Source organism: Paraburkholderia sp. FT54, from assembly GCF_031585635.1.
GTDB lineage: Bacteria > Pseudomonadota > Gammaproteobacteria > Burkholderiales > Burkholderiaceae > Paraburkholderia.
On the sequence record NZ_CP134195.1, the window covers coordinates 1,260,572 to 1,286,593 of the forward strand.

The 26,022-nt window shown below is 63.6% G+C and carries 23 protein-coding genes and 1 tRNA gene; 15 read left to right on the top strand and 9 right to left on the bottom strand.

The annotated features are described in order from the left end of the window. Positions 1-139: 139 nt before the first annotated feature. Genes RI103_RS05865 through wrbA form a run of 4 tightly spaced genes read right to left on the bottom strand, consistent with a single transcriptional unit; the run spans position 140 to position 3,568 of the window. Positions 140-946, bottom strand: coding sequence for a metallophosphoesterase (locus RI103_RS05865; RefSeq protein WP_310814432.1), 807 nt, complete (start codon positions 944-946; stop codon positions 140-142). A 50-nt stretch (positions 947-996) separates the two neighbouring features. After that, complete coding sequence (locus RI103_RS05870; RefSeq protein WP_310814433.1) at positions 997-2,415, bottom strand: FAD-binding oxidoreductase; 1,419 nt, start codon at positions 2,413-2,415, stop codon at positions 997-999. Between the two features lie 53 nt (positions 2,416-2,468). Then, positions 2,469-2,969: a DUF2069 domain-containing protein gene (locus RI103_RS05875; protein WP_409076966.1), complete on the bottom strand. Its 501-nt coding sequence runs from the start codon at positions 2,967-2,969 to the stop codon at positions 2,469-2,471. Then, a complete protein-coding gene (gene wrbA, locus RI103_RS05880; protein ID WP_310814434.1) occupies positions 2,966-3,568 on the bottom strand; it encodes an NAD(P)H:quinone oxidoreductase in 603 nt (200 codons plus the stop codon). Before wrbA ends, RI103_RS05875 begins: the two co-directional genes overlap by 4 nt. 121 nt (positions 3,569-3,689) lie before the next feature. Between wrbA and RI103_RS05885 the strand changes: the two genes are divergently transcribed. Continuing rightward, the gene (locus tag RI103_RS05885; RefSeq protein ID WP_310814435.1) at positions 3,690-5,000 is read left to right on the top strand and encodes a YihY family inner membrane protein; all 1,311 of its coding nucleotides are present in this window, start codon (positions 3,690-3,692) and stop codon (positions 4,998-5,000) included. A gap of 67 nt (positions 5,001-5,067) precedes the next feature. Here RI103_RS05885 and RI103_RS05890 read toward each other — a convergent pair whose 3' ends face one another. The 3 genes from RI103_RS05890 to RI103_RS05900 all read right to left on the bottom strand — a co-directional run bounded on the left by RI103_RS05890 (position 5,068) and on the right by RI103_RS05900 (position 7,749). Next, a complete protein-coding gene (locus RI103_RS05890; protein ID WP_074282753.1) occupies positions 5,068-5,388 on the bottom strand; it encodes an Mpo1-like protein in 321 nt (106 codons plus the stop codon). Between the two features lie 181 nt (positions 5,389-5,569). Beyond that, entirely contained in the window at positions 5,570-6,400 is an 831-nt protein-coding gene (locus RI103_RS05895; RefSeq protein ID WP_310814437.1) for an alpha/beta hydrolase, read from the bottom strand. Next, positions 6,397-7,749, bottom strand: a complete 1,353-nt coding sequence (locus RI103_RS05900; protein WP_310815183.1) for an O-acetylhomoserine aminocarboxypropyltransferase — start codon at positions 7,747-7,749, stop codon at positions 6,397-6,399. Before RI103_RS05900 ends, RI103_RS05895 begins: the two co-directional genes overlap by 4 nt. Before the next feature lie 240 nt (positions 7,750-7,989). Here RI103_RS05900 and RI103_RS05905 point away from each other — a divergent pair, with 240 nt between their 5' ends. From RI103_RS05905 to RI103_RS05920, 4 genes are all read left to right on the top strand, one after another. Beyond that, positions 7,990-8,451: a CBS domain-containing protein gene (locus RI103_RS05905; RefSeq protein WP_132373686.1), complete on the top strand. Its 462-nt coding sequence runs from the start codon at positions 7,990-7,992 to the stop codon at positions 8,449-8,451. A gap of 268 nt (positions 8,452-8,719) precedes the next feature. After that, positions 8,720-10,657, top strand: a complete 1,938-nt coding sequence (locus RI103_RS05910) for an MFS transporter (RefSeq protein WP_310814438.1) — start codon at positions 8,720-8,722, stop codon at positions 10,655-10,657. A 221-nt stretch (positions 10,658-10,878) separates the two neighbouring features. Continuing rightward, entirely contained in the window at positions 10,879-11,979 is a 1,101-nt protein-coding gene (aroC, locus tag RI103_RS05915) for a chorismate synthase (protein ID WP_310814439.1), read from the top strand. Positions 11,980-12,032: 53 nt separating this feature from the next. Beyond that, positions 12,033-13,511: a glycosyltransferase family 9 protein gene (locus tag RI103_RS05920; RefSeq protein WP_310814440.1), complete on the top strand. Its 1,479-nt coding sequence runs from the start codon at positions 12,033-12,035 to the stop codon at positions 13,509-13,511. 63 nt (positions 13,512-13,574) lie between these two features. Here the strand turns inward: RI103_RS05920 and RI103_RS05925 are convergent, their stop codons facing one another. Further along, positions 13,575-15,248: an electron transfer flavoprotein-ubiquinone oxidoreductase gene (locus tag RI103_RS05925; protein ID WP_310814442.1), complete on the bottom strand. Its 1,674-nt coding sequence runs from the start codon at positions 15,246-15,248 to the stop codon at positions 13,575-13,577. Between the two features lie 187 nt (positions 15,249-15,435). Here RI103_RS05925 and RI103_RS05930 point away from each other — a divergent pair, with 187 nt between their 5' ends. After that, a complete protein-coding gene (locus tag RI103_RS05930; protein WP_310814443.1) occupies positions 15,436-16,212 on the top strand; it encodes an SDR family oxidoreductase in 777 nt (258 codons plus the stop codon). A gap of 185 nt (positions 16,213-16,397) precedes the next feature. Then, the gene (locus tag RI103_RS05935; protein ID WP_310814444.1) at positions 16,398-16,829 is read left to right on the top strand and encodes a thioesterase family protein; all 432 of its coding nucleotides are present in this window, start codon (positions 16,398-16,400) and stop codon (positions 16,827-16,829) included. A 43-nt stretch (positions 16,830-16,872) separates the two neighbouring features. On the opposite strand, the gene RI103_RS05940 is transcribed toward RI103_RS05935, so the two are convergent. Next, positions 16,873-17,418 (bottom strand): PAS and helix-turn-helix domain-containing protein, encoded by a 546-nt coding sequence (locus RI103_RS05940; protein WP_310814445.1) that lies wholly within the window; start codon positions 17,416-17,418, stop codon positions 16,873-16,875. Between the two features lie 244 nt (positions 17,419-17,662). Here RI103_RS05940 and RI103_RS05945 point away from each other — a divergent pair, with 244 nt between their 5' ends. The 8 genes from RI103_RS05945 to infC all read left to right on the top strand — a co-directional run bounded on the left by RI103_RS05945 (position 17,663) and on the right by infC (position 25,856). Beyond that, the gene (locus tag RI103_RS05945) at positions 17,663-18,367 is read left to right on the top strand and encodes a CoA transferase subunit A (RefSeq protein WP_028200192.1); all 705 of its coding nucleotides are present in this window, start codon (positions 17,663-17,665) and stop codon (positions 18,365-18,367) included. Between the two features lie 2 nt (positions 18,368-18,369). Continuing rightward, positions 18,370-19,011 (top strand): CoA transferase subunit B, encoded by a 642-nt coding sequence (locus RI103_RS05950; RefSeq protein ID WP_310814446.1) that lies wholly within the window; start codon positions 18,370-18,372, stop codon positions 19,009-19,011. A gap of 262 nt (positions 19,012-19,273) precedes the next feature. Beyond that, complete coding sequence (locus RI103_RS05955) at positions 19,274-20,188, top strand: alpha/beta hydrolase (protein ID WP_310814447.1); 915 nt, start codon at positions 19,274-19,276, stop codon at positions 20,186-20,188. A gap of 83 nt (positions 20,189-20,271) precedes the next feature. After that, positions 20,272-20,625 (top strand): RidA family protein, encoded by a 354-nt coding sequence (locus RI103_RS05960; protein ID WP_310814448.1) that lies wholly within the window; start codon positions 20,272-20,274, stop codon positions 20,623-20,625. 58 nt (positions 20,626-20,683) lie between these two features. After that, positions 20,684-22,927, top strand: a complete 2,244-nt coding sequence (locus RI103_RS05965; RefSeq protein WP_310814449.1) for a bifunctional (p)ppGpp synthetase/guanosine-3',5'-bis(diphosphate) 3'-pyrophosphohydrolase — start codon at positions 20,684-20,686, stop codon at positions 22,925-22,927. Positions 22,928-23,045: 118 nt separating this feature from the next. Next, a tRNA-Val gene (locus RI103_RS05970) sits at positions 23,046-23,122 on the top strand. A gap of 253 nt (positions 23,123-23,375) precedes the next feature. Beyond that, positions 23,376-25,283, top strand: coding sequence for a threonine--tRNA ligase (gene thrS / locus RI103_RS05975; RefSeq protein ID WP_310814450.1), 1,908 nt, complete (start codon positions 23,376-23,378; stop codon positions 25,281-25,283). A 48-nt stretch (positions 25,284-25,331) separates the two neighbouring features. After that, positions 25,332-25,856, top strand: coding sequence for a translation initiation factor IF-3 (infC, locus tag RI103_RS05980; RefSeq protein ID WP_074263967.1), 525 nt, complete (start codon positions 25,332-25,334; stop codon positions 25,854-25,856). Positions 25,857-26,022 lie beyond the last annotated feature (166 nt).

Consider the following 26,022-nt stretch of genomic DNA (forward strand, 5'->3'; position numbering starts at 1 on the left):
GGCCCGCTACCCAGATCAGCCCCAACGCGGCCAACCGGGCCGAGCGTCCCGAGCCAACCCAAGCCAACCGACTCAAGCCGAAGCCGACTCAAGCCGACTGACCCGCGCCGAAGCCGACCCAAGCCATCTCAAGTGACCGCTAGATCTCGACGACCTTATCCCATGCAAAAAGCGGATTTTCGAGCAGGCCGGTGCGCCGGTCGAGATAACCGCGCGGGTTGCAGACCACGCGCGTGCCGTTCACGCTGTAGTCGAACGGCGTATGCGTATGCCCATGAATCCACAGCGAGACAGGCGGCCCCACGAGGTCCGGCAAGTGATTGACGAAGCCCGCCGACACGAGGTCTTCCGCATAACGCTCGGCCAGACTCAGCCGATGCGGCGCGTGATGCGTGACGACAATCGTCTTGCCGCCGAACGGTTTGGCGAGTTCGCCTTCGAGCCAGGCGCGCGCTTGCCGATGGAGCGCGAGCGAGTCGTCGGGCGTGAAATCGCGCGTGGCGTCGTGGGTGTCGTGCGGCCAGTTCATCTGGATCAGCCCGCGGAAATCGAGCATGACCCGGCGCGACGCTTCGATCGACTCGGCGAGCGTGTCCGGATCGATTCCGTATAACGCGAAGTCGGTCCACAAGGTCGTGCCGAGCACGCGCCACTGGCCTTGCGGGTCGACCAGCGCGGCGTTGTTCAGCACGTGCACGTTGTCGACCTGCGCGGCCGCGTCGTAGAGCGCGGCGTCGAGCGCGCCGAACTCGCCGTCGTAGTACTCGTGATTGCCGGGCACGTAGACCACCGGGACGGCGCCGTCGAAAGTCTGCGCGGCCCAGCGCGGTCCGGCCGCGTGATTGTGGATGTCGCCGGCCAGCACGATCAGATCCGCCTGCGCATGCGGGATCAGCTCGGGCTCGTCGTTCTCCAGATGCAGATCGGACAGCACTCGAATCTTCACGGCCACGACTCCTGCAAGGGGCTCCGCAGGGGAGCGCGGAGCATCAGACGCTAGCGTAGCACCTTGCCCGGATTCATCAGATTCAGCGGATCGAGCGCACGTTTGACGGCGCGCATCAACTGCACCTCGACCTCCTGCTTGTAGTGCATCGCCTCGTCGATCTTCAACTGGCCGAGCCCGTGTTCCGCGCTAATGCTGCCGCGATGCCGGTGCACGCTGTCGTAGACGATCTGGTTGATCGGGCTCTGGTATTGCGCGAGGAACGCTTTCGCGTCGCCGCCCTCGGGCGCCTGCACGTTGTAGTGCAGGTTGCCGTCGCCGAGATGACCGAACGTCACCATGCGCGCGCCGGGCACGGCCTGCGCGATGGCCGCGTCGGTTTCCTCGATGAAGTGGCCGATGCGCGAAATCGGCACCGCGATATCGTGCTTGATGTTCAGGCCTTCCTCGGCCTGAGCGAGCGGAATGTGTTCGCGCAGATTCCAGAACGCGCGCGACTGGCCGAGATTTTCCGCGACCACCGCGTCTTGCACGAGACCCGCTTCGAGCGCCGTTTCCATCAGACGCTCGAACAGCCCGCGCGCGTGCTGCTCGCTTTCGCTGTCCGACAGTTCGAGCAGCACGACTTGCGCGTGCGGCTCCGCGAACGGATAGCGCATCTGCTCGAAATGCCGGCCGACGAGGCGCAGGCAGAAATCCGACATCAATTCGAAACCGGTCAGAAGCGGCCCGGCGATGCGCTGCGTGAGCGACAGAAAATCGAGCGCGGCGTGCGGCGACGCGAGTGCTGCGAGCGCCGTGACGCGCGCAGCCGGTTGCGGATGCAACTTGAGCACGGCGGCGGTGATGATGCCGAGCGTGCCTTCCGCGCCGATGAACAGGTCGCGCAGATCGTAGCCGGTGTTGTCCTTGCGCAGTCCGCGCAGGCCGTCCCACAGTTCGCCTTGCGGCGTGACGACTTCGAGGCCGAGGCACAACTCGCGCGTGTTGCCGTAGCGGAGCACGCCGGTGCCGCCGGCATTGGTGGCGAGATTGCCGCCGATCGTGCAACTGCCTTCGGCGGCAAGGCTCAAGGGGAACAGACGGCCGGCTTCCGCGGCATGCTTTTGCACTTCGGCGAGAATCACGCCGGCTTCGACTGTGATCGTATTGTTGTGCGGATCGATGTCGCGCACCCGATTCAGACGCCGCAAGCTGATGACCGCCTGCGCGCCGCTTGCGTCCGGCGTGGCGCCGCCGGCGAGACCCGTGTTGCCGCCTTGCGGGACCAGCGCGATGCGATGTTCGACGGCGAGCTTCACGAGCGCCGCGACCTGATCAGGCGTGGCCGGGCAGAGCACCGCACATGCCGCGCCGGTGTAGCGCCGGCGCCAGTCGGTCAGGTACGGGGCAATGTCGTGCGGATCGGTCAGCACCTGCGCGGCGCCGATGGCGTCGCGGCAGGCGGCGAGAAAAGCGGTTTGGGTCATGTCGGTCGGTCAGCGTGTTCGGGCGGAAATTCGGGTGAGGCAGAGTTTTTGTGTCAGCCGGACGTGTTGGCTTGGGTTGCGGCCTGGTTTGCCGTTGCGGTTGCGGCCTGCTTTGCAGCCCGCTTCGCCGCGCGTTTGAAGGGCGCGACATACGCCAGCGCGCAGATGAAAAAGACCACGGAGAGCGCGGCTTCCAGCCAGCCAAGACCGGCGCTCAGCGCGCGCTCGCTCCAGCCGCGCACAATGCCTTCGGCAAAATACAGCAGGATCAGCATCGACGCCCATTGCAGCGTATAAAGCCGGCGCCGCCAGACGCCCGGCAGCGCGAGCAGCAGCGGTATGGCCTTGAGCACGAGCGCCGAACCGCCGGGACGCAGCGGCGCAAGCCACCATTCCCACGCGACGGACAGGGCGATCAGCGCCACCAGGGCAGTGGTGGCGCCGAGCGCGGCGGCGCGATTTCGTGGCACGAGCATGGCGTGTGCGGTCATGGGTGCGCGCGTTGCGGTGTCGGCGCCCGACGTGGCGTCGGGTTGGGCGTGCGGCTCGTTCACGGCCTTTCACTCATGGATGCCGCTGTGCGCGCGACGCGTGCGCCGAGCGCGATGGCGAGCGTCTTCTCGTCCGCGGAGATGCCGTGTTCGGCGCTGCCCGCGCGCGCGAAATGCGACGCGCCGTAGGGCGTGCCGCCGGTTTGCGTGGTGCTCAGCGCGCTCTCGGTGTACGGAATGCCGACGATCAGCATGCCGTGATGCAGAAGCGGCAGCATCATGGAGAGCAGCGTGGATTCCTGGCCGCCGTGCAAACTGCCGGTGGACGTGAACACGCACGCGGGCTTGCCGGAGAGGGCGCCGGAAAGCCACTGTGGCGTGGTGCCGTCGAGAAAATATTTGAGCGACGCAGCCATGTTGCCGAAGCGCGTAGGCGAACCGAGCGCCAGACCGGCGCATTCTTCGAGGTCGCGCAGTTCGACGTAGGGCGGGCCTTCGGCGGGAATGTCGGGCTGGGTTGCTTCGCAGACGGTGGACACCGCCGGCACGGTGCGCACGCGCGCCTGCATGCCGGGGACGCTGTCGACGCCATGCGCGATCGCCAGCGCGAGCTCGCGCGTGGCGCCGTGACGGCTGTAATAGAGCACGAGAATGTCTTTCATAGGCCTCATCGGTGAACGGGTATTATAGGGGCTGGGTCCGCTCCACAGGCCACCCATAGCCATTCGGCCAGGTCTCGCGCGCGGTCCTGAAACACCGGTACACGAAGCAAGGAGGTGGGGTTTGTTGTCCAGGGTGCGTTTCGATCTCGACACGCTCAAACGGCTCGCGCAATTTGCCGCGCAGCGCAGCAGCGAAGACCGCATTCCGCAGGTGGCCGGTAGCCTCACGTTCACCACCATGCTCTCGCTCGTGCCGCTCGCCACGGTCGCGTTCGCATTGTTCACCGCGTTTCCGATCTTTGCTTCGTTTCAGATGTCGCTGCAGATTTTTCTTGCCGATCATCTGATGCCGGCGCAGCTCAACAGTCAGATTTTCAATTATCTGAACCAGTTCGCTTCGAAGGCGAAGGGGCTGACGACCATCGGCATGATTTTTCTGTTCGTCACCGCCGTGATGACAATGATGACGGTCGAGTCCGCCTTCAACGTGATCTGGCGCGTGCGCAAGGCGCGGCCGATCGCGCAGCGCATTCTGGTGTATTGGGCGATCATCACGCTCGGCCCGATCCTGATCGGCGTGAGCCTGTCGATTTCATCGTACCTGTTCACGCAGTCCATGACCTTCACGGCGGCGCAACGCATGACGCCGGTCATCGAGTGGGCGCTCGCCGGCGCCGCGTTGCCGCTCACCGCGCTCGCCTTCACGATTCTCTACGTCTACTTGCCGAATTGCCGCGTGGAGTGGCGCGACGCGGTGATCGGCGGCGTGACCGCGGCGATCGCCTTCGAGCTCGCGAAGCGCGGTTTCGGCTATTACGTGCGGCGGATTCCGACCTACACCGCGGTGTACGGCGCGTTCGCGGCCGTGCCGCTGTTCCTGGTGTGGATGTACCTGTGCTGGTTCATCACGCTTGCGGGCGCGATGATCGCGTCCGCGTTGCCGGCCATTCGCATCGGCCAGTTTCACCGGCCCACCTTCGAGGGCAGCAATCTGTTCGACTCGCTCGAACTGCTCGCGCGGCTCTCGGAAGCACGCGAAGCGGGCAAGCGCGGCTATACCGTACCCGAACTTTCGCGGATGCTTCGTCGCGATATGGACACCACGATCAACCTGCTGCAGAAGCTCGAGGAGATCGAGTGGATCGCGCGCTTGCAGGAGGACGGCATGCGTCCGCATTTCCTTCTGCTGGCGAACCCCGCGCAGATCACGGTCGAGCGCATGTTCGAACTGTTCGTGATCGACCGCGCGGAGCTCGAGTATCAGCTCCAGCTGGCGTCAACCCGCGTGGATGGCCAGATGCTGCTGGCGGCATTGGAAAACGACAAGCTGAAAGTCACGCTCGCTACGTTGCTGGCGGCGCGAGCCGCTCGCGCGTCGCGTGCCGCCAGCAGCGAAACCGGTACGCCTTCCATGCCGCATCAGGCGGCTTGACGCGGGTAGATGTGGCTCGATGCGGGCAGAGACGCAGAGCCCGGTCGGCGGCGAAACTACCGCCTTGCTACAACGAAATCTTCCCGACACAGATGTCCTTGAACATCACCCAGTCGCCCATCAGGCTGTAAAGCGGATGGCGGAAGGTAGCCGGCCGGTTCTTCTCGAAGAAGAAATGTCCGACCCAGGCAAAGCCGTATCCGCAGATCACGGCAGCGGGCAGCCATAGCCAGTCGCCGGTGGCGAGCGCCATGGCGAGACAGCCGATGACGCCGAGCGATCCCACGAAATGCAGCCGCCGCGAGACTGTGTTGCGATGCTCGCTCAGGTAGTACGGATAGAACTCCGCAAAACTCGCGAAGTGATCGGTGTGCGCGGTGTGAGCCATCACGGCCTCCGGATTGCGACGCTTCTCGATGCTTCGGTGCGCGCCGGCATGCTGGACGCACGCGCTCGAAACAGGACAGGCTTGATCCATTGTGCGGCTATCGGGCAGCGCGCGCAACCTGGCCATTCGGCCGATGGCGCGCCGCTCCTCACGCGGTTATCGTGATGGCTCGCAACGTTTATCAGACCTCGCGGGGCGCTTTGGAAGCGAAGCTGAAGAGGGCGTCGAGCGTGGCGTCCGGTTGCTCGGTCATGAGCGCGTGGCCGGCTTCGAGCGTGATCGTGTCGACCGGTACGCCGGCTTGCGCCAGGGCGCCCGCGAGCGCTTTGGCCGCGCGCGGCGGCGTCATTGCGTCGCGCCGGCCCACAATCAGCCGTGTGGCACAGCGCACCTGCCCGGCGCGGGTGAGGCCGTCCGCGTAGGCGTTGCAGGCGGTGAAGTCGGTGTGGAACAGGTTCGGCTCGCCGCGTGCCGAGACACGCTCCATCAACCGCTGGTTCATGCCGTGCAGCCAGAAGCCGGGACCGGGGCAGGACGGTTTGGCCGCGAAGGTCGAATGCGACCATTGATTGACCATGCCGATCGCATCGGGCTCGCGGTGCAAGGCGGCCTCGAGCAATGCGTCGGAGACGGCCATCGGCATCGCCGTGGCGAGCAGGGCGAGGTGTGTCGTCCGCTCCGGATAGCGGCCGGCGAAGTCGAGCGCGATCAGCGAGCCCATGCTATGGCCGGCCACGAACGCGCGTTGCACGCCGGCGGCATCGAGCAGCGCGGCCAGCCAGTCGGCCATGGCCGGCACCGCGCTCAGCGCCGGGCCGCCACTGCGGCAATGGCCGGGCAGATCCACGGCCAGCACGCCAAAACCGTGATGCGCGAAGTAGCGGGTTTGCAGCGCCCACACGCTGTGATCGTGCTCGGCGCCGTGGATGAACATGGCGGTCGGCAGGCTCGCGTCGAACGCTTTGCCGCCGGTGTAGGCGTAGGTGGGTTTGCCTTGAACAGTGAGGATCATGCGGACTCCGGGCGAGCTTGAGCGACCGCGCCGGGTGCGCCACTTTGCGGCGCGCTTGAACCGCTCGCTTTCTGTGCGGCCTTCAGCGCGCGCTTGAGGTCGTCGATCAAATCGTCGGGATCTTCGAGGCCGATCGAGAGACGGATCGTGCCTTCGGCGATGCCGGCCGCGGCGAGCGCGGCGGCGTCCATGCGAAAGTGCGTGGTCGACGCGGGATGAATCACCAGCGAGCGCGCGTCGCCCACGTTCGCGAGATGCGAGAACAGCGAGAGCGCTTCGATGAAACTGCGTCCGGCGGCGCGGTCGCCGCGCAGATTGAAGCTGAACACCGCGCCTGCGCCGCGCGGCAGCAGGCGTTTCGCGAGCGCGTGATCCGGGTGCGTCGGCAATTCCGGATACGCAACGGCTTCGACCGCGGCGTGACCGGCGAGGAATTCCACCACGCGGCGCGTATTGGCAACGTGCCGTTCCATCCGCAAAGGCAGCGTTTCGATGCCTTGCAGCAGTTGCCACGCGGCCTGCGGATGCAGGCAGGCGCCGAAGTCGCGCAGGCCTTCGCGGCGCGCTCGCAGGAGGAACGGCGCGACGGTGCTTTCCTCGCTGAACACCATGCCGTGAAAGCCGTCGTAAGGCTCGGTGAATTCGGGGAAACGCCCGGAGGCCTCGAAATCGAACGTGCCGCCGTCCACCAGCACGCCGCCGATCGTCGTGCCGTGCCCGCCAAGAAATTTGGTCGCCGAGTGATAGACGAAGTCCGCGCCGTGTTCGAACGGTTTGAGCAGGTAAGGCGTGGTGAAGGTCGAGTCGACCAGCAGCGGCACGCGGTGCTCATGCGCGATCTGCGCCACGGCGGCGATGTCGAGCACGTCGAGGCCCGGATTGCCGAGCGTCTCGCCGAACAGCAGCCGCGTGTTCGGGCGCAGCGCGGCGCGCCAAGCGTCGAGATCGCCGGGCTTGACGAAGGTCGTCTCGATGCCGAAACGCCGCAACGTGTAGTGCAGCAGATTGTGCGAGCCGCCGTACAGCGCGCTGGAGGCGACGATATGCGAGCCCGCGCCCATGAGCGTGGCGATGGCCAGATGCAAGGCCGCCTGGCCGCTCGCCGTGCCGATCGCGCCCGCGCCGTTTTCCAGCGCGGCGACGCGTTCTTCGAACACGGCCACGGTCGGGTTCGAGATGCGCGAATAGACGTGGCCGGCGCGCTCCATATTGAAGAGCGCCGCGGCGTGGTCCGAGTCGCGGAACGAAAACGAGGTAGTCTGGTAAATCGGCGTGGCACGCGCGCCGGTTGTCGGGTCGGGAGCAGCGCCGGCGTGCAGCGCAAGCGTGTCGAAACGGTTGGCGGACATCGTGGGCGGCGAGGCCACGGACGGCCTCGCGAATGGTGAAAGTGGCGGCCATCCTATCACCGGCATGCGGCGCATCAAGCGCGGTTTTCCCGATGCGCGTACGCTCAGAATCACGGCTTCAAACCTGCGAACGCCCGCTGTGCCTTGGTGGGCGGGCTGCTTTTCTTTTATGGGTCTTTCCGCTAGGATCGAAAAACATCGATGCATTACCAGCTTGGCGGGCACTACGGGAGACATATCATGCGAGTCAGCGACATCCTCAAAGTCAAAGGGAATACCCTTTTCACGGTCACGCCGGATACCACGCTGCACGACGCAGTCAATGCCATGGCCGAGCACGACATCGGCTCGCTGGTGGTGATGGAGTACGGCGACCTCGTCGGCATGCTGACGTTCCGCGAAATCATTCTGACGCTGAGCGAGAACGGCGGCAGCGTCGGCACCTCCACGATCCGCAAGGTCATGGACGACCATCCGCTCACCTGCACGCCTGAAACGGACGTCAACGAAGTGCGTCGCATGATGCTCGAGCATCACGTGCGTTATCTGCCGGTGATGGAAAGCCGCACGCTGATGGGCGTGATCTCGTTCTACGACGTCGCCAAGGCGGTGGTCGAAGAGCAGGGCTTCGAAAACCGCATGCTCAAGGCCTATATCCGCGACTGGCCGGAAGAACAGCAGGACCAGCAGCCGGCGCGCTAATGCGCGGCGATTCGCCGCAACGCGTTAGCCGTTGCCGTGAGCGCGAAGAGACAGTCAAGGCGCGCGCGAAAGCGTGCGCTTTTTTTGTGTCCCGCGCTGGGTCCGGCTTCATGTGCTGCCATGTATCTGGTTGCGAGGCCGGCTCGATGCCGAGGCCGGTGCGAGCGCGGGTAATCGGCGTGCAGTCCCGCGCCGCGCGTCGTTCCGTGAACCGCCCGCGTGCGGCGCCTTCTCCTTTATTGCTCTTTTCGCCTGTTTCCGGAACTTCATGAGCGATCGTCCGTTACCTGCCGCCCGCCGCCCCGCCCGTCAACACGAGGCGCACGAATCCCAGTTCCGGCTGCTCGGGCAGCGCCGTTTCGCGCCGTTTTTCTGGACCCAGTTCCTCGGCGCGATGAACGACAACGTGTTCAAGATCGGCTTCACGTCGCTCGTCACGTATCAGGCGGCGCGCTTTTCAGGCGTCGATCCGAAAACGGCCGCGTTCCTGATCTCGGCCATCTTCATTCTGCCGTTCGTGCTGCTGTCCGCCACTTCCGGCCAGATTGCCGACAAGTATGACAAGGCGATGCTCACGCGCTTCGTCAAGAGTTTCGAAATCGTCGTGATGCTGATCGGCGGCGCGGGTTTCTGGCTGCATAGCGCGCCGCTTTTGTACCTGTGCACGTTTCTGATGGGCGTGCACTCAACCGTGTTCGGGCCGGTCAAATATTCGTATCTGCCGCAGCATCTGTCGAAGGCGGAACTGGTGGGCGGCAACGGCATGGTCGAAATGGGCACTTTCGTGGCGATCCTGATCGGCACGATCGTCGGCGGCGCGGGCGCGGGTTTCGTCGAACACGGCGCGGTGGTGCTGGCCTGCGCGTGCGTCGCGATCGCGCTGGTGGGGCGCGTGGTGTCGAGCTTCGTTCCTGCGACGCCGGCGCCGCAGGCCGATCTGCGCATCAACTGGAATCCGGTCAGCGAGACGTGGCGCAACCTGAAGCTGGCGCACGAAAACCGCACCGTGTTTCTGAGTCTGCTCGGCATTTCCTGGTTGTGGTTCGTCGGCGCGATCTTCCTGTCGTCGTTCTTCAGCTTCGCGAAGAATGTCCTGTCCGCCGACCCGGACGTCGTGACCGTCCTGCTCGGCACTTTCTCGATCGGCATCGGCCTCGGCTCGCTGATGTGCGAAAAGCTCTCGAAGCGGCGCATCGAAATCGGCCTCGTGCCGCTCGGCTCGATCGGCATGAGCGTGTTCGCGATCGATCTGTTTTTCGCGAGCCACGCGTTGCCGCCCGCGGGGCATCTACTGAGCGTCGGCGAGTTCATTGTGCGGCCGGCGCACTGGCGCGTGCTGGCCGATCTGTTCCTGCTCGCCATGTTCGGCGGCTTTTACAGCGTGCCGCTCTATGCGCTGATCCAGAGCCGCAGCCAGCCGAGCCACCGTGCGCGCATCATCGCGGCGAACAATATTCTGAATTCGCTATTCATGATCGTCTCGTCGCTGATGGCGGTCGCTCTGACCTCGGCGGGCTTCGGCATTCCGGTGATTTTCCTTGTCACCGCGCTGCTCAACATCGTGGTGGCGGCCTATATCTACTCACTGGTGCCGGAGTTTCTGCTGCGCTTCATCGCCTGGGTGCTCGTGCACACGTTCTACCGGATCCGCCTCGTGCATGCCGAGCGGATTCCGGAGGAGGGCGCGGCCGTGCTGGTGTGCAACCACGTGAGCTTCGTGGACGCGATCGTCATCATGGCCGAAAGCCCGCGGCCGATCCGTTTCGTGATGGACCACCAGATCTTCAGGACGCCGTTCGCCGGCTGGGTGTTCCGTCACGCCAAGGCGATTCCGATCGCACCGGCGCATCAGGACGCGCAGATGCTGACGCGCGCCTATGAGCGCTGTGCGCAGGCGCTTGCGGAGGGCGATCTGGTCTGCATCTTCCCTGAGGGCAAGCTGACCAGAACCGGCGACATGAATCCGTTCCGTCATGGCGTGACCGAGATCATCCGGCGCACGCCGGCGCCGGTCATCCCCATGGCGCTGCGCGGCCTGTGGGGCAGCGTGTTTTCGCGCGCCAATGACGCGCGCTGGCCGCGGCCGATCCAGAAGGGCGTCATGAGCCGTCTCACGCTGGCGGTAGGCGAGCCGATCGAGCCGGCGCTGGCGACGCCGGAGAAGCTGCAGCAAATCGTCACCGAATTGCGCGGGGCGCGAAAGTAGCGCGGCCCGAGCGCTGAAGCCCGGCAGTCGCATCGCGGAAAACGAAACGATGCCCGCGCGACCGGTGAACCGGCGCGTGCGTCCTGACAAGCTGAGTGATCCGTCGGGAAGCGGCCATGCATGCACACCCTGGCCAATCGGCGAGAACACCGGACGACGCGGTCCACGCGCCACGGGGCTGGCATAATAGTGCTTTCCCCGCATTTCTTTGGACGACGCCCATGTCCGGCAATACGCTCGGTACGCTTTTCACTGTCACGACCTTCGGCGAATCGCACGGTCCCGCTATCGGCTGCGTGATCGACGGCTGCCCGCCGGGCATGGCGCTCAACGAAGCCGACATCCAGTTCGAACTCGACCGCCGCAAGCCCGGCACGTCACGCCACGTCACGCAGCGCCAGGAAGAAGACAAGGTCGAGATTCTGTCGGGCGTGTTCGAAGGCCAGACCACCGGCGCGCCGATCGCGCTCATGATCCGCAACACGGACCAGCGCAGCAAGGACTACGGCAACATCGCCGACACGTTCCGCCCGGGCCACGCCGACTACACCTACTGGCAGAAATACGGCATTCGCGACTATCGCGGCGGCGGCCGTTCGTCGGCCCGTCTCACGGCGCCGACGGTGGCCGCGGGCGCGGTCGCCAAGAAGTGGCTGCGCGAGAAGTTCGGCACCGAGATTCGCGGCTACATGGCCGCGCTCGGCGAGATCGACGTGCCGTTCGTCGACTGGGCGCACGTGCGCGAGAACCCGTTTTTCGCACCCAACGCGGAGATCGTTCCGCAACTCGAAGCGTATGTGGACGCGCTGCGCAAGGAAGGCGACTCGATCGGCGCGCGCATCAACGTCGTGGCGTCCGGCGTGCCGGTCGGCTTGGGCGAGCCACTGTTCGACCGCCTCGACGCGGACATTGCGCACGCCATGATGGGCATCAACGCGGTGAAGGGCGTCGAGATCGGCGCGGGCTTCGCCAGCGTCGCGCAACGTGGGTCGGTGCATGGCGACGAATTGACGCCGGAGGGCTTCGTCGGCAATCACGCGGGCGGTGTGCTCGGCGGTATTTCGACCGGACAGGACGTGACGGTGTCGATCGCGATCAAACCGACTTCGAGCATTCGCACGCCGCGCCGCTCGATCGACAAGGCGGGGCAACCGGTCATCGTCGAAACGTTCGGACGGCATGACCCGTGCGTGGGCATTCGCGCCACGCCGATCGCTGAATCCATGCTCGCGCTGGTGCTGATCGACCACGCGCTGCGCCATCGCGCGCAATGCGGCGACGTGGCCGTCAGCACGCCGAAGATCGCAGCGAGCGCGCCTTAATGGGCCTGCATCACGCGCCTCTGTAGCCGTTCTGCGCGGGCAGTGCCACCTCCATGACCGATCTCAATTCCGGGCCGTCAGCGAGCCAACTCGCGGGCCTGCGCATACGTGCTGCTGCGCCTGATGCCAACGCTGGCGATTGCGTCGTGTTCGGCCGGGCGCTGCTGCAACAAGCCGGCCGCGACAAGGCGAGCCAGCGCGAGGCGCTTGCTGCGCTGGTGCGCGGCTACCAACTCGACCCTTCCTGCGAACCCACGCTGCTGCATACGATCGCGCAAATGGCCTTCGTGCTGCGCGATTGGGCGCTGGTCGACTCCGCCACCGGGCTGCTGCTCTCGCGCGATGCCGAAGATGCCAATGCGCTGATCTGGCGGGCGGCGGCCGTGCAGCAGCGCAACGACTTCGCCACGGCCGAGGCGCTGTTGCGCGAAGCCGTGCGCGTCGTGCCCGGCAATCCGGTGGCGCTTCACAAGCTGGCGTTGTGTATCAAGGAGCAGGCGCGGTTCGGCGAGGCCGAGGCGTCGCTGCGGCACGTACTGACGCTCTCGCCGCATAACGCCCATGCGTTGTTCGACCTGTCGGAACTCGAGATTCGCAGCGGACGTTTTGCCGAGGGCTGGGCGCATTACGAGTCGCGCATTGCGTTTGCCGCGGGCGAACTGAATAACGCGCAGCAGGCGCTCGCGTCGATCAGCGCGCATTGGCAGGGCGAATCGCTTGCCGGTAAAACACTGGTGGTCTACGGCGAGCAAGGCAATGGCGACTGCCTCTGGGCGGTGCGCTTTCTGCCGCTGCTGGCCGAGCGGGCGCGACGCGAGGGCGGTCGGGTGATTTTCGGTCACGACGGGCCGTTGCGGCATTTATTCGAACGGATGCTGCCCGTCGATCTGCCGCTCGAAACGAGTCTGGAGACGCAGCCTGATTTTCATTGCGGGCTGATGAGCCTGCCGCTGCGGCTCGGTATTTTCGACGCAACGGGGTGGGGCGCGCCGTACCTGAGCGCCGATCCGGCGCGTGAGCAGATATGGCGTGAGCGAACTGAAGCGCACACGGGCGGCAAGCGAGGCAATCGCAAAGTCGGGTTGGTGTGGAACGGCAATCCTGACCATATTCGCGACATGCGGCGTTCGGTGCCCGTCGAGCAAATCGAACCGATGTTGAATGTACCCGGCGTGAGCTATTTTGCTTTGTCGCCGGGTCGCGGAGAGACGGTCGCTCAGTGGCGCGCCAAGGGTCTCGACGTCGTCGATCTGACGCATCATTTTCAGTCCGGGTTCGACGACGTTGCGGCGTTGCTGGCGAACCTGGATCTGGTGGTCACGATCGACAGCGGACCGGCGCATCTGGCAGGGGCGCTCGGCGTGCCGACCTGCCTGATGATCGATCACGTCTCCGCCTGGTTCTGGGGCGATGGCTCGCCGGTGACGGCCTGGTACGATTCGATCGAGCTGGTTCGACAGCCGGGCGTCGGCGACTGGGCGCCGGTCGTGGCGAAGGTGAGGAAGCGGATCGAAGCGGTAGGACGGAGGTGAATTTCTTGCCTTCACAGCGCAGGCATTCGGAAGCAGGCGCTGTAAAGGCAAGTGAAGCATCGATCACATGTTCGGATAGTTCGGCCCGCCGCCGCCCTCAGGCGTCATCCACACGATGTTCTGCGTCGGGTCCTTGATATCGCAGGTCTTGCAATGCACGCAGTTTTGCGCGTTGATCACGAGACGCTCGCTGCCGTCGTCGTTCTTCACGAACTCATACACCGCCGCCGGGCAGTAACGCGATTCCGGACCCGCATAGGTCTGCCAGTTCACGTTCACCGGCACGGACGGATCTTTCAGCGTCAGGTGGGCCGGCTGGTTTTCCTCGTGATTCGTGTTCGAGATGAACACCGACGACAAGCGGTCGAACGTCAGCTTGCCATCCGGCTTCGGATACGTGATCGGCTTGCACTGTGACGCGGGCTTGAGCATCTCGTGGTCCGAATGCTGATGATGCAGCGTCCACGGCACATTGCCGCCCAGCAGCTTCTGCTCGATGCCGACCATCAGCGTGCCGAGGTACAGGCCTTTGCTCATCCACTGCTTGAAGTTGCGCGCGCGATGCAGTTCGGTGTGCAGCCACGAGGTCTTGAAGCTTTCCGGATAGGCGGTGAGCTCGTCGCTGGTGCGTCCTGCCTGTACGGCTTCAAAAGCGGCTTCGGCCGCCAGCATGCCGGTCTTGATCGCCGCGTGCGAACCCTTGATCCGCGATGCGTTCAGGAAGCCCGCGTCGTCGCCCACCAGCGCGCCGCCCGGAAACACCAGCTTCGGCAGCGACATCAGGCCGCCGGCCGTGATTGCACGCGCGCCATACGACACACGCTTGCCGCCTTCGAGCACCGCGCGGATCGCCGGATGCGTCTTGTAGCGCTGGAATTCCTCGAACGGCGACAGGTACGGGTTGGTATAGCCCAGACCCACCACGAAGCCCACCACCACCTGGTTGTTATCCATGTGATACAGGAACGAGCCGCCGTACGTGTCGTTCTCCAGCGGCCAGCCAGCGGTGTGCATCACCAGACCCGGCTTGTGCTTGCTCGGATCGATTTCCCACAGTTCCTTGATGCCGATCCCGTAGACCTGTGGATCGGCGCCTTCGCGCAACCGGAATTTATCGTTCAGCTGACGGCCGAGATGCCCACGCGCGCCTTCGCAGAACAGCGTGTATTTCGCGTGCAGTTCCATACCGAGCTGGAAGTTCTCGGTCGGCTCACCGTCCTTGCCAATGCCGAGATTGCCGGTGGCGACGCCTTTGACCGAGCCATCGTCGTTGTAGAGGATTTCAGCGGCCGGAAAGCCCGGGAAAATCTCGACACCCAGCGCCTCAGCCTGCTGACCCAGCCAGCGCGTGACGTTCGCGAGGCTGATCACATAGTTACCGTGATTCTTGAAATTGTCCGGTAACGCCCAGGTCGGCACGCTCCTCGAACCGGTTTCCGTGAGGAACAGGAAGCGGTCTTCCGTCACCTCAACGTCCAAAGGCGCGCCCTTTTCCTTCCAGTCGGGAATCAGCTCGTTCAGAGCGCGCGGATCCATCACCGCGCCCGAGAGGATATGAGCCCCGATCTCCGAGCCTTTTTCCAGTACGCACACGCCAAGCTCGACGCCTTTCTTCGCCGCCAGCTGCTTCAGGCGGATCGCCGCGGACAGGCCAGCCGGGCCGCCGCCGACGATCACGACGTCGTATTCCATCGACTCGCGTGGGCCGTACTGCTCAATGAGACTTGCGGGGGTCATTGATGCTCCTCTTACCGTTAGAATGCTTTTTTCGGGTTCGTATTGTGGGCGATGCACACCCGCACTGCAACCAGATGAGCACAGATTAGCACGACCGTTCTATTTTTATGATACGGTATGACCCGTAGTGACGGTCTTACCGCACCCGTCAACCGCATCTGCAACAACAACCGAACAAGGAACGACAATGGGCCGTTCGATCAATCTGGAAGGCAAGGTTGCGCTGATCACCGGCGCCTCGAGCGGGTTGGGAAAGCGCTTTGCTCAAGTGTTGTCGCAGGCGGGCGCCAAGGTCGTGCTGGCGAGCCGGCGGACCGAGCGGCTGAAGGAATTGCGGGCCGAGATCGAGGCGTCGGGCGGCGCGGCGCACGTCGTTTCGCTCGACGTGACCGATTACCAGAGCATCAAGTCCGCTGTCGCCCACGCGGAAACCGAGGCCGGCACGATCGACATCCTCGTGAACAATTCGGGCGTATCGACCACGCAGAAGCTCTCGGAGGTCACGCCCGCCGACTTCGAATACGTGTTCGATACCAACACGCGCGGCGCGTTCTTCGTGGCCCAGGAAGTCGCCAAGCGCATGATCATGCGCGGCAACAACGCGCAGAAACCGTCGTACCGGATCATCAATATCGCGTCGATGGCCGGCTTGCGGGTGCTGCCGCAGATCGGTCTGTATTCGATCAGCAAGGCGGCCGTCGTGCATATGACGAAAGCCATGGCGCTGGAATGGGGCAAGCACGGCATCAACGTGAACGCGATCTGCCCGGGCTATATCGACACAGAGATCAACCACCATCACTGGTCGACGGAGCAAGGGCAGAAGCTCGTGTCGATGCTGCCGCGTCACCGCGTCGGCAAACCGGAGGATCTCGACGGGCTCCTGCTGCTGCTCGCGGCGGACGAATCGCAGTTCATCAACGGCTCGGTAATCGCCGCCGACGACGGATTCGGGCTCTGCTGAGCGCAAGACGGCGCAACCGGCGCTCGCGTTCCAGGTCGCGCGCGCCGGATTAGCGCCCGTCCGAAGAAACTGTTTTACGCGCTGCGGCCTATGCGCCGTCTGTAGGCGCGCGCTATGTTGTTGTTTACCTCTACGCCGGTCCACGCGCCGGTTTCAAGCTGATTTCAACCCGATAAAGAAGTACGATGAGCGATTTTCACGCAGTTTTCGAGATGTCGATGCCGATCCGCTGGGGCGACATGGACGCCTTCGGCCATGTGAACAACACGGTCTATTTCCGCTACATGGAGCAGGTGCGGATTTCCTGGTTCGAACAACTGGGCCTGGCTGGCAGCAACGCCGACGGCCAGGGGCCGGTGATCGTCAATGCGTCGATGGAGTTTCTCAAGCAACTGCACTATCCCGGCGACGTAATTGGCCGGATGACGGTGGCCACGCCCGGCCGCAGCAGCTTCGACACCGGTTTCGAGCTGGTGCGCGCCGACGATCCGAATACTGTCTATGCGCGCGGCGCCGCACGCTGCGTATGGATCGACTATGCGGCCGGCAAGTCGGTGCCGGTGCCTGACATGCTGCGTGCAACCATCGAGCGCGCCGCGCTGGTCAAGGCGGCCTGAGCGGCGGAAGATGAACGAACCCCGGGTTTGCCTGGGGGCGTCTTCAATGTCCGAGCAGCCGCTGCAATAACTCCGTTGCGTTGCTCGTATCGTATTTGCGCATCAGCCGCGCCCGGTAGACATCGACCGTGCGCGGGCTGATATCCAGCACCCGGCCGATCTGCTTGCTGGTTTTTCCCGTCGCCAGCTGCGCGGCGATTTCGCGTTCGCGCGGTGTCAGTTCGACCGCCACGCGCCGCGTCGCGCTCAAATCCTCGAAGGTCCAGATGCCCGCTGCGTGCGGGTCGGCGCGTTCCTGCGCGCGGCCCGTCACGTGGCACCAGAACAATTCGCCGTTGGCCCGCTTCATGATGCGGTCGTCCGTGTAGCTGCCGTGCGCTGTCATGATCGGCGGAATCCGCGCGCCGATCCGTTCGAACTCGTCCGTCGACGGATACAGGACCTGGAACGACTGGCCTAGCAGCGATTCGCGCGCGCAGCCGAAAATCGACGCGAGCTCGTCGTTGCAGTCTTCGATAATCCGTTCGCGCGACAACACGAGTCCGATCGGAGCGAGGTGGAACGCGGTTTGATAATCCAGTGCGGGCATGGGCTAGCGGCAAGTACTTATGTATTTTTGCGTATTGTGCCGCATGGCGCGCCCAGCGTACTCTTGCGAGCACATGACAACGCGGCGAAGCCGTCCGCGGCGGGCGTCTGCACGAAGTGCGGGGAAACCTGGACGCACGGCCTGCCGGGGATGACTAGAATGACGTGTCGGGCTTGTGCCCGCAGAACGTCATACCAGTCGCAACGATCCGAATTCGGGTTTCCATAAAGGAAGGGACATACTGATGAACAAGGTCTATCCAGGCGCCGCCGAGGCGCTGAAAGACATCGTCAAGGACGGGCAGACGTTTGCCGTCGGCGGCTTCGGGCTGTGCGGCATTCCGGAGGCGCTGATCGGCGCGCTGCGCGATTCGAAGGTGCAGGGCATCACCTGCATCAGCAACAATGCGGGCGTCGACGGTTTCGGCCTCGGTCTGCTGCTCGAAACGCGCCAGGTCAAGAAGATGATCTCGTCGTATGTCGGCGAGAACAAGGAGTTCGAACGCCAGTATCTGGCCGGCGAACTCGAGCTCGAATTCACGCCGCAAGGCACGCTCGCCGAGAAGCTGCGCGCGGGCGGTTCGGGCATTCCGGCGTTCTTCACCAATACCGGCTACGGCACGCTGATCGCCGAAGGCAAGGAAACCCGCCAGTTCGGCGAAAACCACTACGTGCTCGAACACTCGCTGACGGCTGACGTCGCTTTGGTGAAGGCGTGGAAGGCCGACAAATCGGGCAACCTGATCTACCGCCGCACCGCGCGCAACTTCAACCCGATGTGCGCGATGGCCGGCAAGATCACGGTCGCAGAGGTCGAAGAGATCGTCGAAGTGGGCGAACTCGATCCGGACGCGATCCATACGCCTGGCATCTTCGTGCAGCGCATCGTGCTCAATGCGCATCCGGAAAAACGCATCGAACAACGCGTCGTCCGCGCGAAAGGAGACTGATCATGGCATGGACTCGTGACGAAATGGCCGCGCGCGCGGCGAAGGAATTGCAGGACGGTTTTTATGTGAACCTCGGCATCGGCCTGCCGACTTTGGTGGCCAATCACGTGCCGGCGGGCGTCGAAGTGTGGCTGCAGTCGGAAAACGGCCTGCTCGGCATCGGCCCGTCGCCGACCGAAGAGGAAGTGGACGCCGACCTGATCAACGCCGGCAAGCAGACGGTGACCACGCTGCCGGGTTCGTCGATTTTCTCGTCGGCGGATTCGTTCGCGATGATTCGCGGCGGCCACATCAATCTGGCGATTCTGGGCGCGATGCAGATCAGCAAGAAGGGCGATCTGGCCAACTGGATGATCCCGGGAAAGATGATCAAGGGGATGGGCGGCGCAATGGATCTGGTCGCCGGCGTCAAGCGCGTGGTCGTGCTGATGGAGCATGTCGCGAAGGGCGACCAGCACAAGATCCTCGAAGAATGCACGCTGCCGCTCACGGGTGTGGGCGTGGTCAATCAGATCATCACCGACCTCGGCGTGATCGAAGTCACGGACGATGGGCTGAAGGTGACCGAATTGGCGCCGGGCGTGAGCATCGACGAAATCAAGGCGAAGACGGGCGCGCCGCTCGATGTGAGCGCGGTGAGTTGAATGGCGTGCTGTGAGGCCGTCTGAAGCGGTCTGAGGCTGTATGAGGCCGGTTTGAGCCGCAGGCGCGGCGGTTTCCAGGCGGGCGAGGCGAGAGCCTCGCCCGCTTTTGTTTTGTGCCGCGGACATTCGGTCCGAGCCGTCCTATGCCATCCGGCCGACTCTTACCGCGCGGCAAAGCGGTTTACAATCGTTCGAAGATTGGACGCATATCGATCTCTGCTGTGCCCAGGCCAAATCCGCAGCGCTTTTGCAAGGAACCCAGATGACCGAAATCACGTCCGCTTCCGCCACCGGGCGACTCGCGCCGCGTCAACGCTATGTGCAGTGCGCGAGCGCTAGTGGCTTGCACCGTATCGCCTACACCGAGTGGGGCGACCCGGCCAATCCGCGCGTGCTGCTGTGCGTGCACGGCTTGACCCGATCAGGGCGCGATTTCGACCGCCTCGCGGAGGAGTTCGCCGGCACTTACCGCGTGGTGTGTCCGGATGTCGTGGGGCGGGGCTTGTCATCGTGGCTGGCCAACCCCAACTTCTATGCGATCCCGCAATACGTCGCCGACATGGTCACGTTGATCGCGCGCCTGAATGTCGAGACGGTGGACTGGTTCGGCACCTCGATGGGCGGCCTGATCGGGCTTGGACTTGCCGGCCTGCCGGAAACGCCAATTCGCAGAATGTTGCTGAACGATGTCGGGCCGCATCTGGAGCCTGGCGCGGTGCAGCGCATCGGCGACTATCTGGGCAAGCCCGTGCAGTTCGAAACGTTGCAGCAAGGCATCGACTACGCGGCCTTGCTGGCGCAGACTTTTGGCCCGCTCACGCCGGACGACTGGCGCGAGATCAACACGCCGCTTCTGCACGAACAGGACGGCAAGTGGCTGTTCCGTTACGACCCGCGTATCGCACAGCCTTTTACCGCGACCACCGAGGAAGCGTCCAGGCTCGGTGAGGCTGCGCTGTGGCATTCGCTGGCCTCGTTCCAGGGACCGGTGCTGGTGGTGCGCGGCGAGCTATCGGATCTGCTCTCGCGTGAAACCGTTGCGAAGATGGTCGAGACCGGGCGTGCGGTGTCGAGCGCGGAAATCGCCGGCGTCGGACATGCGCCGGCGTTTCTGTCGGCCGATCAGATCGATGTCGCGAGGCAGTTCTTTATCGGACCGGCCGCCGACGCGTCATAATATCCAGTTCCGCTCGGCGTCCTTGACGGGGCGCGATGCGGACCGCATCTCCGATCAATTTTCAAACCAACACAGGATTCGCCATGGCAGTCATTCGTCACCACGTCGGCAAGCGCCTCTCGGAAATCGCCGTGCACAACGGCACCGTGTACCTCGCGGGCCAGATCGCCGAAGACGCGGATCAGGACATCACGGGTCAGACGCGCGAAGTGCTCGGCCACATCGACCGTCTGCTTGGCGAAGTGAACAGCGACAAGTCGCATTTGCTGTCGGTGCAGATCTACATCGCGGACATGGTGCATTTCGCCGGCATGAACGCCGTGTGGGACGAGTGGGTCGCGCAAGGCGCCACGCCGCCGCGCGCCACCGTCGAAGCCAAGCTCGCCAATCCGAAGTGCCTCGTCGAAATCTGCGTGGTCGCCGCGCAGCGCAGCTAAACCCGGCACGTGTTGTTGAAATTCCGTTGAATCGTCTGGCCCGGTGGGCCGTCGCACCATGAATACCGAAACCGTTACGAGCACGCCGAACCCCCTTCCGTCTTTCGATGAAGCGATGGCGTTCGTGCGCGAACATGCGGGCGAGGTGCGGCTGTCGTCGGGCGAAATGCTGGCGGATCACGCGGCGGGTACGGCGTCGATCATGCGCAAGCTGAACGTCGATCCGCCGGCCGTACTGGCGGCGGCGTTGTTTGCGTTGACGCCGCACCTGCAAGACCCGGAGCGCGTGATCGCCGACAATTTCGGCGAGGAAGTCGCGCAACTGGTCGGCGATGTGCGCAAGCTGCTGCGCCTTGGCACGGTGAGCCTGCGAGCCGCGCAGAATGCCATGCCCGAAGCCGGGCGCGATGCCCAGGCGGCGCGCCGCGCGCAGGTCGAGGCGCTGCGCAAGATGCTGCTCGCCTTCGCGCAGGATATTCGGGTGGTGCTGATCCGGCTTGCGTCACGCCTGCAATCGCTGCGTTACTACGCGGCGGCGAAAATCACGCCTTCACCGGACGTGGCGCGCGAGACGCTTGATATCTATGCGCCGCTCGCCAATCGTCTGGGCATCTGGCAATTGAAGTGGGAACTCGAGGATCTCGCGTTGCGCTTCGAAGAGCCGGTGACTTACAAGCGCATTGCCAAGCTGCTCGACGAGAAGCGCGTCGAGCGCGAGAGCTATGTCGCGCAGGCTATCGAACGGCTGCAAAAGGAATTGGCCGCGGCGCATATTCGCGCGGAGGTGAGCGGCCGGCCAAAACACATCTACAGCATCTGGCGCAAGATGCGCGGCAAGGAACTCGATTTCGCCGAACTCTACGACGTGCGCGCATTTCGCGTGATCGTGCCGGACATCAAGGATTGCTACACGGTCCTCGGCATCGTGCATAACCTGTGGCAGCCGGTGCCCAAAGAGTTCGACGACTACATCTCGCGGCCGAAGCCGAACGGTTATAAGTCGCTGCACACGGTGGTGATCGGCGACGACGGCCGCGCGTTCGAAGTGCAGATCCGCACGCAGGAGATGCATCAGTTCGCCGAATACGGCGTGGCGGCGCATTGGCGCTACAAGGAAGCCGGCACGCGTGGTTATGGCGGCCAGTTCGCCGCCAACGAGAAGTACGACGAGAAGATCGCGTGGCTGCGTCAATTGCTCGCGTGGAAAGACGAAGTCTCCGAGGGCGAGCACGGCGAGAAGCGCGCAGCGCAGCCGTGGGAACAACTGCGCCAGGCCACGCTCGACGACGACCATATCTATGTGCTGACGCCGCAGGCGCGGGTGATTCCGTTGCCGCACGGCGCCACGCCTGTCGACTTCGCGTATCACCTGCATAGCGAACTGGGGCACCGGTGCCGTGGCGCGCGCGTCGACGGCGCGATGGTGCCGTTGAACACGCCGTTGCAAAACGGTCAGACGGTCGAGATCGTTGCGGTGAAGGAGGGCGGTCCGTCGCGCGACTGGCTCAACCCGCAACTTGGCTATCTGCAAAGTCCGCGCGCACGGCAGAAGGTGCGCGCGTGGTTCAACGCGGTCGAAGTGCAGGAACATATCGCGAGCGGCCGCGCGATGGTCGAAAAAACCTTGCAGCGTGAAGGCAAGACCTCGGTCAATCTCGATCAGCTCGCGGCCAAGCTCGGCTTCAAAACCACCGACGATCTCTTCTCGGTGGTGGGCAAGGAAGAATTCAGTTTGCGGCTCGTCGAGCAGGCGCTGCACGATGCGCCGCCGCCGGAGCCGGTGGTCGAAGCGCCGGAGCAATTCGAAAAGCGCAGCAGCGGCGCGAGCGTGGCGCGCGGCGCGTCCACGGGTGTTCTGGTGGTCGGCGTCGATGCATTGCTCACGCAACTCGCGCGCTGCTGCCGGCCTGCGCCGCCCGACGATATCTGCGGCTTCGTTACGCGCGGCAAAGGCATGTCGATTCATCGCAGCGATTGCCCGACGTTCGTCCGCATGGCCGAAAGAGCGCCCGAGCGCGTGTTGCAAACGGCGTGGTCGGCTGAGGTGATGAGCGGCCGTGGCCAGTCGGTCTATCCCGTCGATCTCTCGATCGACGCAACGGATCGGCAGGGCCTGCTGCGCGACATTTCCGAAGTGTTCGCGCGCGAAAAAATGAACGTGATCGGCGTGAAGACGCAGACACGCCGTAACGCTGCGTTCATGCAATTTACCGTCGAGGTGTCGAGTGCGGCGCAGATTCAGCGCGCGTGTACGCTGCTCGGCGAAGTCACGGGCGTGGTGCGCGCTTCACGTAAAAGTTGATACGCGAGTCCAGTGGACGCATCCGCTGGACGCGCCCAGGCGCGTGAGTAGAAATTTAAAGTCGGTGCATAAAAGTACTTGCCAAGCGGTGTGGGGCTCCATATAATCTCGTTTCTTCAGGCTCGTAGCTCAGCTGGTTAGAGCACCACCTTGACATGGTGGGGGTCGTTGGTTCGAGTCCAATCGAGCCTACCAACGAAAGAGAAATTCCGGTTTTGCCGGGGTTTCGCAAACTGCAGTAAGCGCCTTCGGCGCAAAAGGCGAATACGGTTATGACACCGCGAACGTTGACCGAAACCACTTCGGAGCGACGCTAGTCGAGGACCACTTTCGCCAATGTAGTTTGCAGAAAATGTGAATGCGGCCCCTCGAAAGCGGGGCCGCATTTTTTTTGGCTTTTTTGACCTGGTTGTATGTGCCGCCGCCGGTCGGCACCACGGAGAACGCAATGGTTTCGATACGTCTGCCTGACGGTTCTGTTCGACAGTACGAGCATCCGGTGACCGTCGCCGAAGTGGCCGCGTCGATCGGCCCCGGCCTCGCGAAAGCCGCGCTCGGCGGCAAGATCGACGGTGAGCTGGTCGATACGTCCGCACTGATCGATCACGACGTGGCACTCGCCATCGTCACCGAGAAAGATGCAGACGGTCTCGATATCATCCGTCACTCCGCGGCGCACTTGCTCGCGTACGCGGTGAAGGATCTGTATCCGGAAGCGCAGGTCACGATCGGCCCGGTGATCAACAACGGCTTCTACTACGACTTCGCGTACAACCGTCCCTTCACGCCGGAAGATCTCGAGAAGATCGAAAAGCGCATGCAGGAACTCGCGAAGAAAGACGAGCCGGTTTCGCGTCGCGTGGTGTCGCGCGACGAAGCGGTGGACTACTTCAAGAGCATCGGCGAAAAGTACAAGGCCGAGATCATCGAATCGATTCCCGCCAGCGACGAAATCAAGCTGTACTCGCACGGCGGTTTCACCGATCTGTGCCGCGGTCCGCACGTGCCGTCCACTGGCAAGCTGAAGGTCTTCAAGCTGATGAAGGTCGCGGGCGCCTACTGGCGCGGCGATTCGAAGAACGAACAATTGCAGCGCATCTACGGTACGGCCTGGACGAAGAAGGAGGACCAGGAAGCGTATCTGCACATGCTCGAAGAGGCGGAGAAGCGCGACCACCGCAAGCTCGGCAAGCAGCTCGATCTGTTTCACATGCAAGACGAGTCGCCGGGCATGGTGTTCTGGCATCCGCGCGGCTGGACGCTGTGGCAGCAGGTCGAGCAGTACATGCGCCGTCGCGTGAACGATGCGGGCTACCTTGAAATCAAGACGCCGATGATCATGGACCGCTCGCTCTGGGAAGCGTCGGGCCACTGGCAAAACTATCGTGAAAACATGTTCACGACGGAATCGGAAAAGCGCGACTACGCGATCAAGCCGATGAACTGCCCGGGTCACGTGCAGGTGTTTAACCACGGGCTGCGCTCGTACCGCGATCTGCCGCTGCGTTACGCGGAATTCGGCTCGTGCCACCGTAATGAATCGTCGGGCGCGCTGCATGGGCTGATGCGCGTGCGCGGCTTCGTGCAGGACGACGCGCACATTTTCTGTACCGAAGACCAGTTCATCAGCGAATCGATCGCGTTCAATACGCTGGCGATGAGCGTCTACAAGGATTTCGGCTTCGACAATGTCGAGATCAAGCTGTCGCTGCGCCCGGATGCGCGCGCCGGTACGGACGAGACGTGGGATCGCGCGGAACAGGGTCTGCGCGAGGCGCTGACGGCCTGCGGCGTGACGTGGGAAGAATTGGCGGGCGAGGGTGCGTTCTACGGCCCGAAGGTCGAGTATCACATCAAGGACGCGCTTGGTCGCTCGTGGCAATGCGGCACGTTGCAGCTCGATATGGTGCTGCCGGAGCGGCTGGGCGCTGAATATGTCGCTGAAGATAACAGCCGTCGACGTCCGATCATGCTGCACCGTGCAATCGTCGGATCAATGGAGCGGTTCCTCGGCATTCTGATCGAGCACCATGCTGGCGCAATGCCCGCATGGCTTGCTCCGATGCAGGTCGTCGTGATGAATATCGCGGAAAGTCAGACCGAATATGCGCAATCTCTAGCCCAATCGTTGCAAAAACAAGGGGTTAGAGTAGAGGCCGATTTGCGCAACGAGAAGATTAGCTATAAAATACGCGAGCACACGCTGGAAAAGGTGCCGTACCTGCTTGTGGTCGGCGACAAAGAGCGTGAAGCCCAAACAGTAGCCGTGCGTGCCCGTGGTGGTGTCGATCTGGGCGTGATGCCTCCCGACACTTTCATTGAGCGTCTGCGCCAGGACGTGCAGTCGTTCAATTGAGCCACTTGGCAGCCCGGCTCGTTTTTTAATTTTTAGAGGAAACGTAACATCGCTACTGATAAGTCTGCGCACCGCATCAACGGTGAAATTACGGCACCCGAGGTGCGTCTGGTCGGCGTCGAGAACGAACCACTCGGCATCGTGAAACTCGCTGATGCGTTCCGCATGTCGGAACAGCAGGACGTGGATTTGGTCGAAATCGCTCCGCAAGCGGTTCCGCCAGTTTGCCGCTTGATGGACTACGGCAAGTTCAAGTACTCGGAAGCGAAGAAGCAACACGAGGCCAAGCTGAAGCAGAAGATCGTCCAGGTCAAGGAAGTCAAATTCCGTCCGGGCACGGATGACGGCGACTACAACGTCAAGCTGCGCAACCTCATCCGCTTCCTCGACGACGGCGACAAGACGAAAATCACGTTGCGTTTCCGTGGCCGCGAAATGGCTCACCAGGAAATCGGTATGCGCATGCTCGAGCGCCTGCGCACGGACCTCGACGAAGTCGGTCAGGTCGAGCAGATGCCGAAAATGGAAGGGCGCCAGATGATCATGGTGCTCGCTCCGAAGAAAAAGAAGTAACCCGCTGGAGTGGCGGCGCATCACGTGGTGCGTGCTCCGGTTGTGAAAGACGGGTTGTGAAAGACGAAGACGATGCGGCGCCGGGTGTCCGGTGCGGTTGTCAGCAGGTTTCGGAGCGACGTGTGTACAATGCGCGTCGCTTCCCGAAAAGCGGCTGCCGGCGGTT

Excerpts from the sequence above, each read along its gene's own strand:
- wrbA (WP_310814434.1), bottom strand. The coding sequence starts at position 3,568 with ATGAAAGACATTCTCGTGCTCTATTACAGCCGTCACGGCGCCACGCGC.
- thrS (WP_310814450.1), top strand. The coding sequence starts at position 23,376 with ATGGTTTCGATACGTCTGCCTGACGGTTCTGTTCGACAGTACGAGCAT.
- RI103_RS05890 (WP_074282753.1), bottom strand. The coding sequence starts at position 5,388 with ATGGCTCACACCGCGCACACCGATCACTTCGCGAGTTTTGCGGAGTTC.
- RI103_RS05950 (WP_310814446.1), top strand. The coding sequence starts at position 18,370 with ATGGCATGGACTCGTGACGAAATGGCCGCGCGCGCGGCGAAGGAATTG.
- RI103_RS05940 (WP_310814445.1), bottom strand. The coding sequence starts at position 17,418 with ATGCCCGCACTGGATTATCAAACCGCGTTCCACCTCGCTCCGATCGGA.
- RI103_RS05945 (WP_028200192.1), top strand. The coding sequence starts at position 17,663 with ATGAACAAGGTCTATCCAGGCGCCGCCGAGGCGCTGAAAGACATCGTC.
- RI103_RS05910 (WP_310814438.1), top strand. The coding sequence starts at position 8,720 with ATGAGCGATCGTCCGTTACCTGCCGCCCGCCGCCCCGCCCGTCAACAC.
- RI103_RS05965 (WP_310814449.1), top strand. The coding sequence starts at position 20,684 with ATGAATACCGAAACCGTTACGAGCACGCCGAACCCCCTTCCGTCTTTC.
- RI103_RS05925 (WP_310814442.1), bottom strand. The coding sequence starts at position 15,248 with ATGACCCCCGCAAGTCTCATTGAGCAGTACGGCCCACGCGAGTCGATG.
- RI103_RS05905 (WP_132373686.1), top strand. The coding sequence starts at position 7,990 with ATGCGAGTCAGCGACATCCTCAAAGTCAAAGGGAATACCCTTTTCACG.
- RI103_RS05960 (WP_310814448.1), top strand. The coding sequence starts at position 20,272 with ATGGCAGTCATTCGTCACCACGTCGGCAAGCGCCTCTCGGAAATCGCC.
- RI103_RS05955 (WP_310814447.1), top strand. The coding sequence starts at position 19,274 with ATGACCGAAATCACGTCCGCTTCCGCCACCGGGCGACTCGCGCCGCGT.
- RI103_RS05870 (WP_310814433.1), bottom strand. The coding sequence starts at position 2,415 with ATGACCCAAACCGCTTTTCTCGCCGCCTGCCGCGACGCCATCGGCGCC.
- aroC (WP_310814439.1), top strand. The coding sequence starts at position 10,879 with ATGTCCGGCAATACGCTCGGTACGCTTTTCACTGTCACGACCTTCGGC.
- RI103_RS05920 (WP_310814440.1), top strand. The coding sequence starts at position 12,033 with ATGACCGATCTCAATTCCGGGCCGTCAGCGAGCCAACTCGCGGGCCTG.
- RI103_RS05900 (WP_310815183.1), bottom strand. The coding sequence starts at position 7,749 with ATGTCCGCCAACCGTTTCGACACGCTTGCGCTGCACGCCGGCGCTGCT.
- RI103_RS05895 (WP_310814437.1), bottom strand. The coding sequence starts at position 6,400 with ATGATCCTCACTGTTCAAGGCAAACCCACCTACGCCTACACCGGCGGC.
- RI103_RS05935 (WP_310814444.1), top strand. The coding sequence starts at position 16,398 with ATGAGCGATTTTCACGCAGTTTTCGAGATGTCGATGCCGATCCGCTGG.
- RI103_RS05930 (WP_310814443.1), top strand. The coding sequence starts at position 15,436 with ATGGGCCGTTCGATCAATCTGGAAGGCAAGGTTGCGCTGATCACCGGC.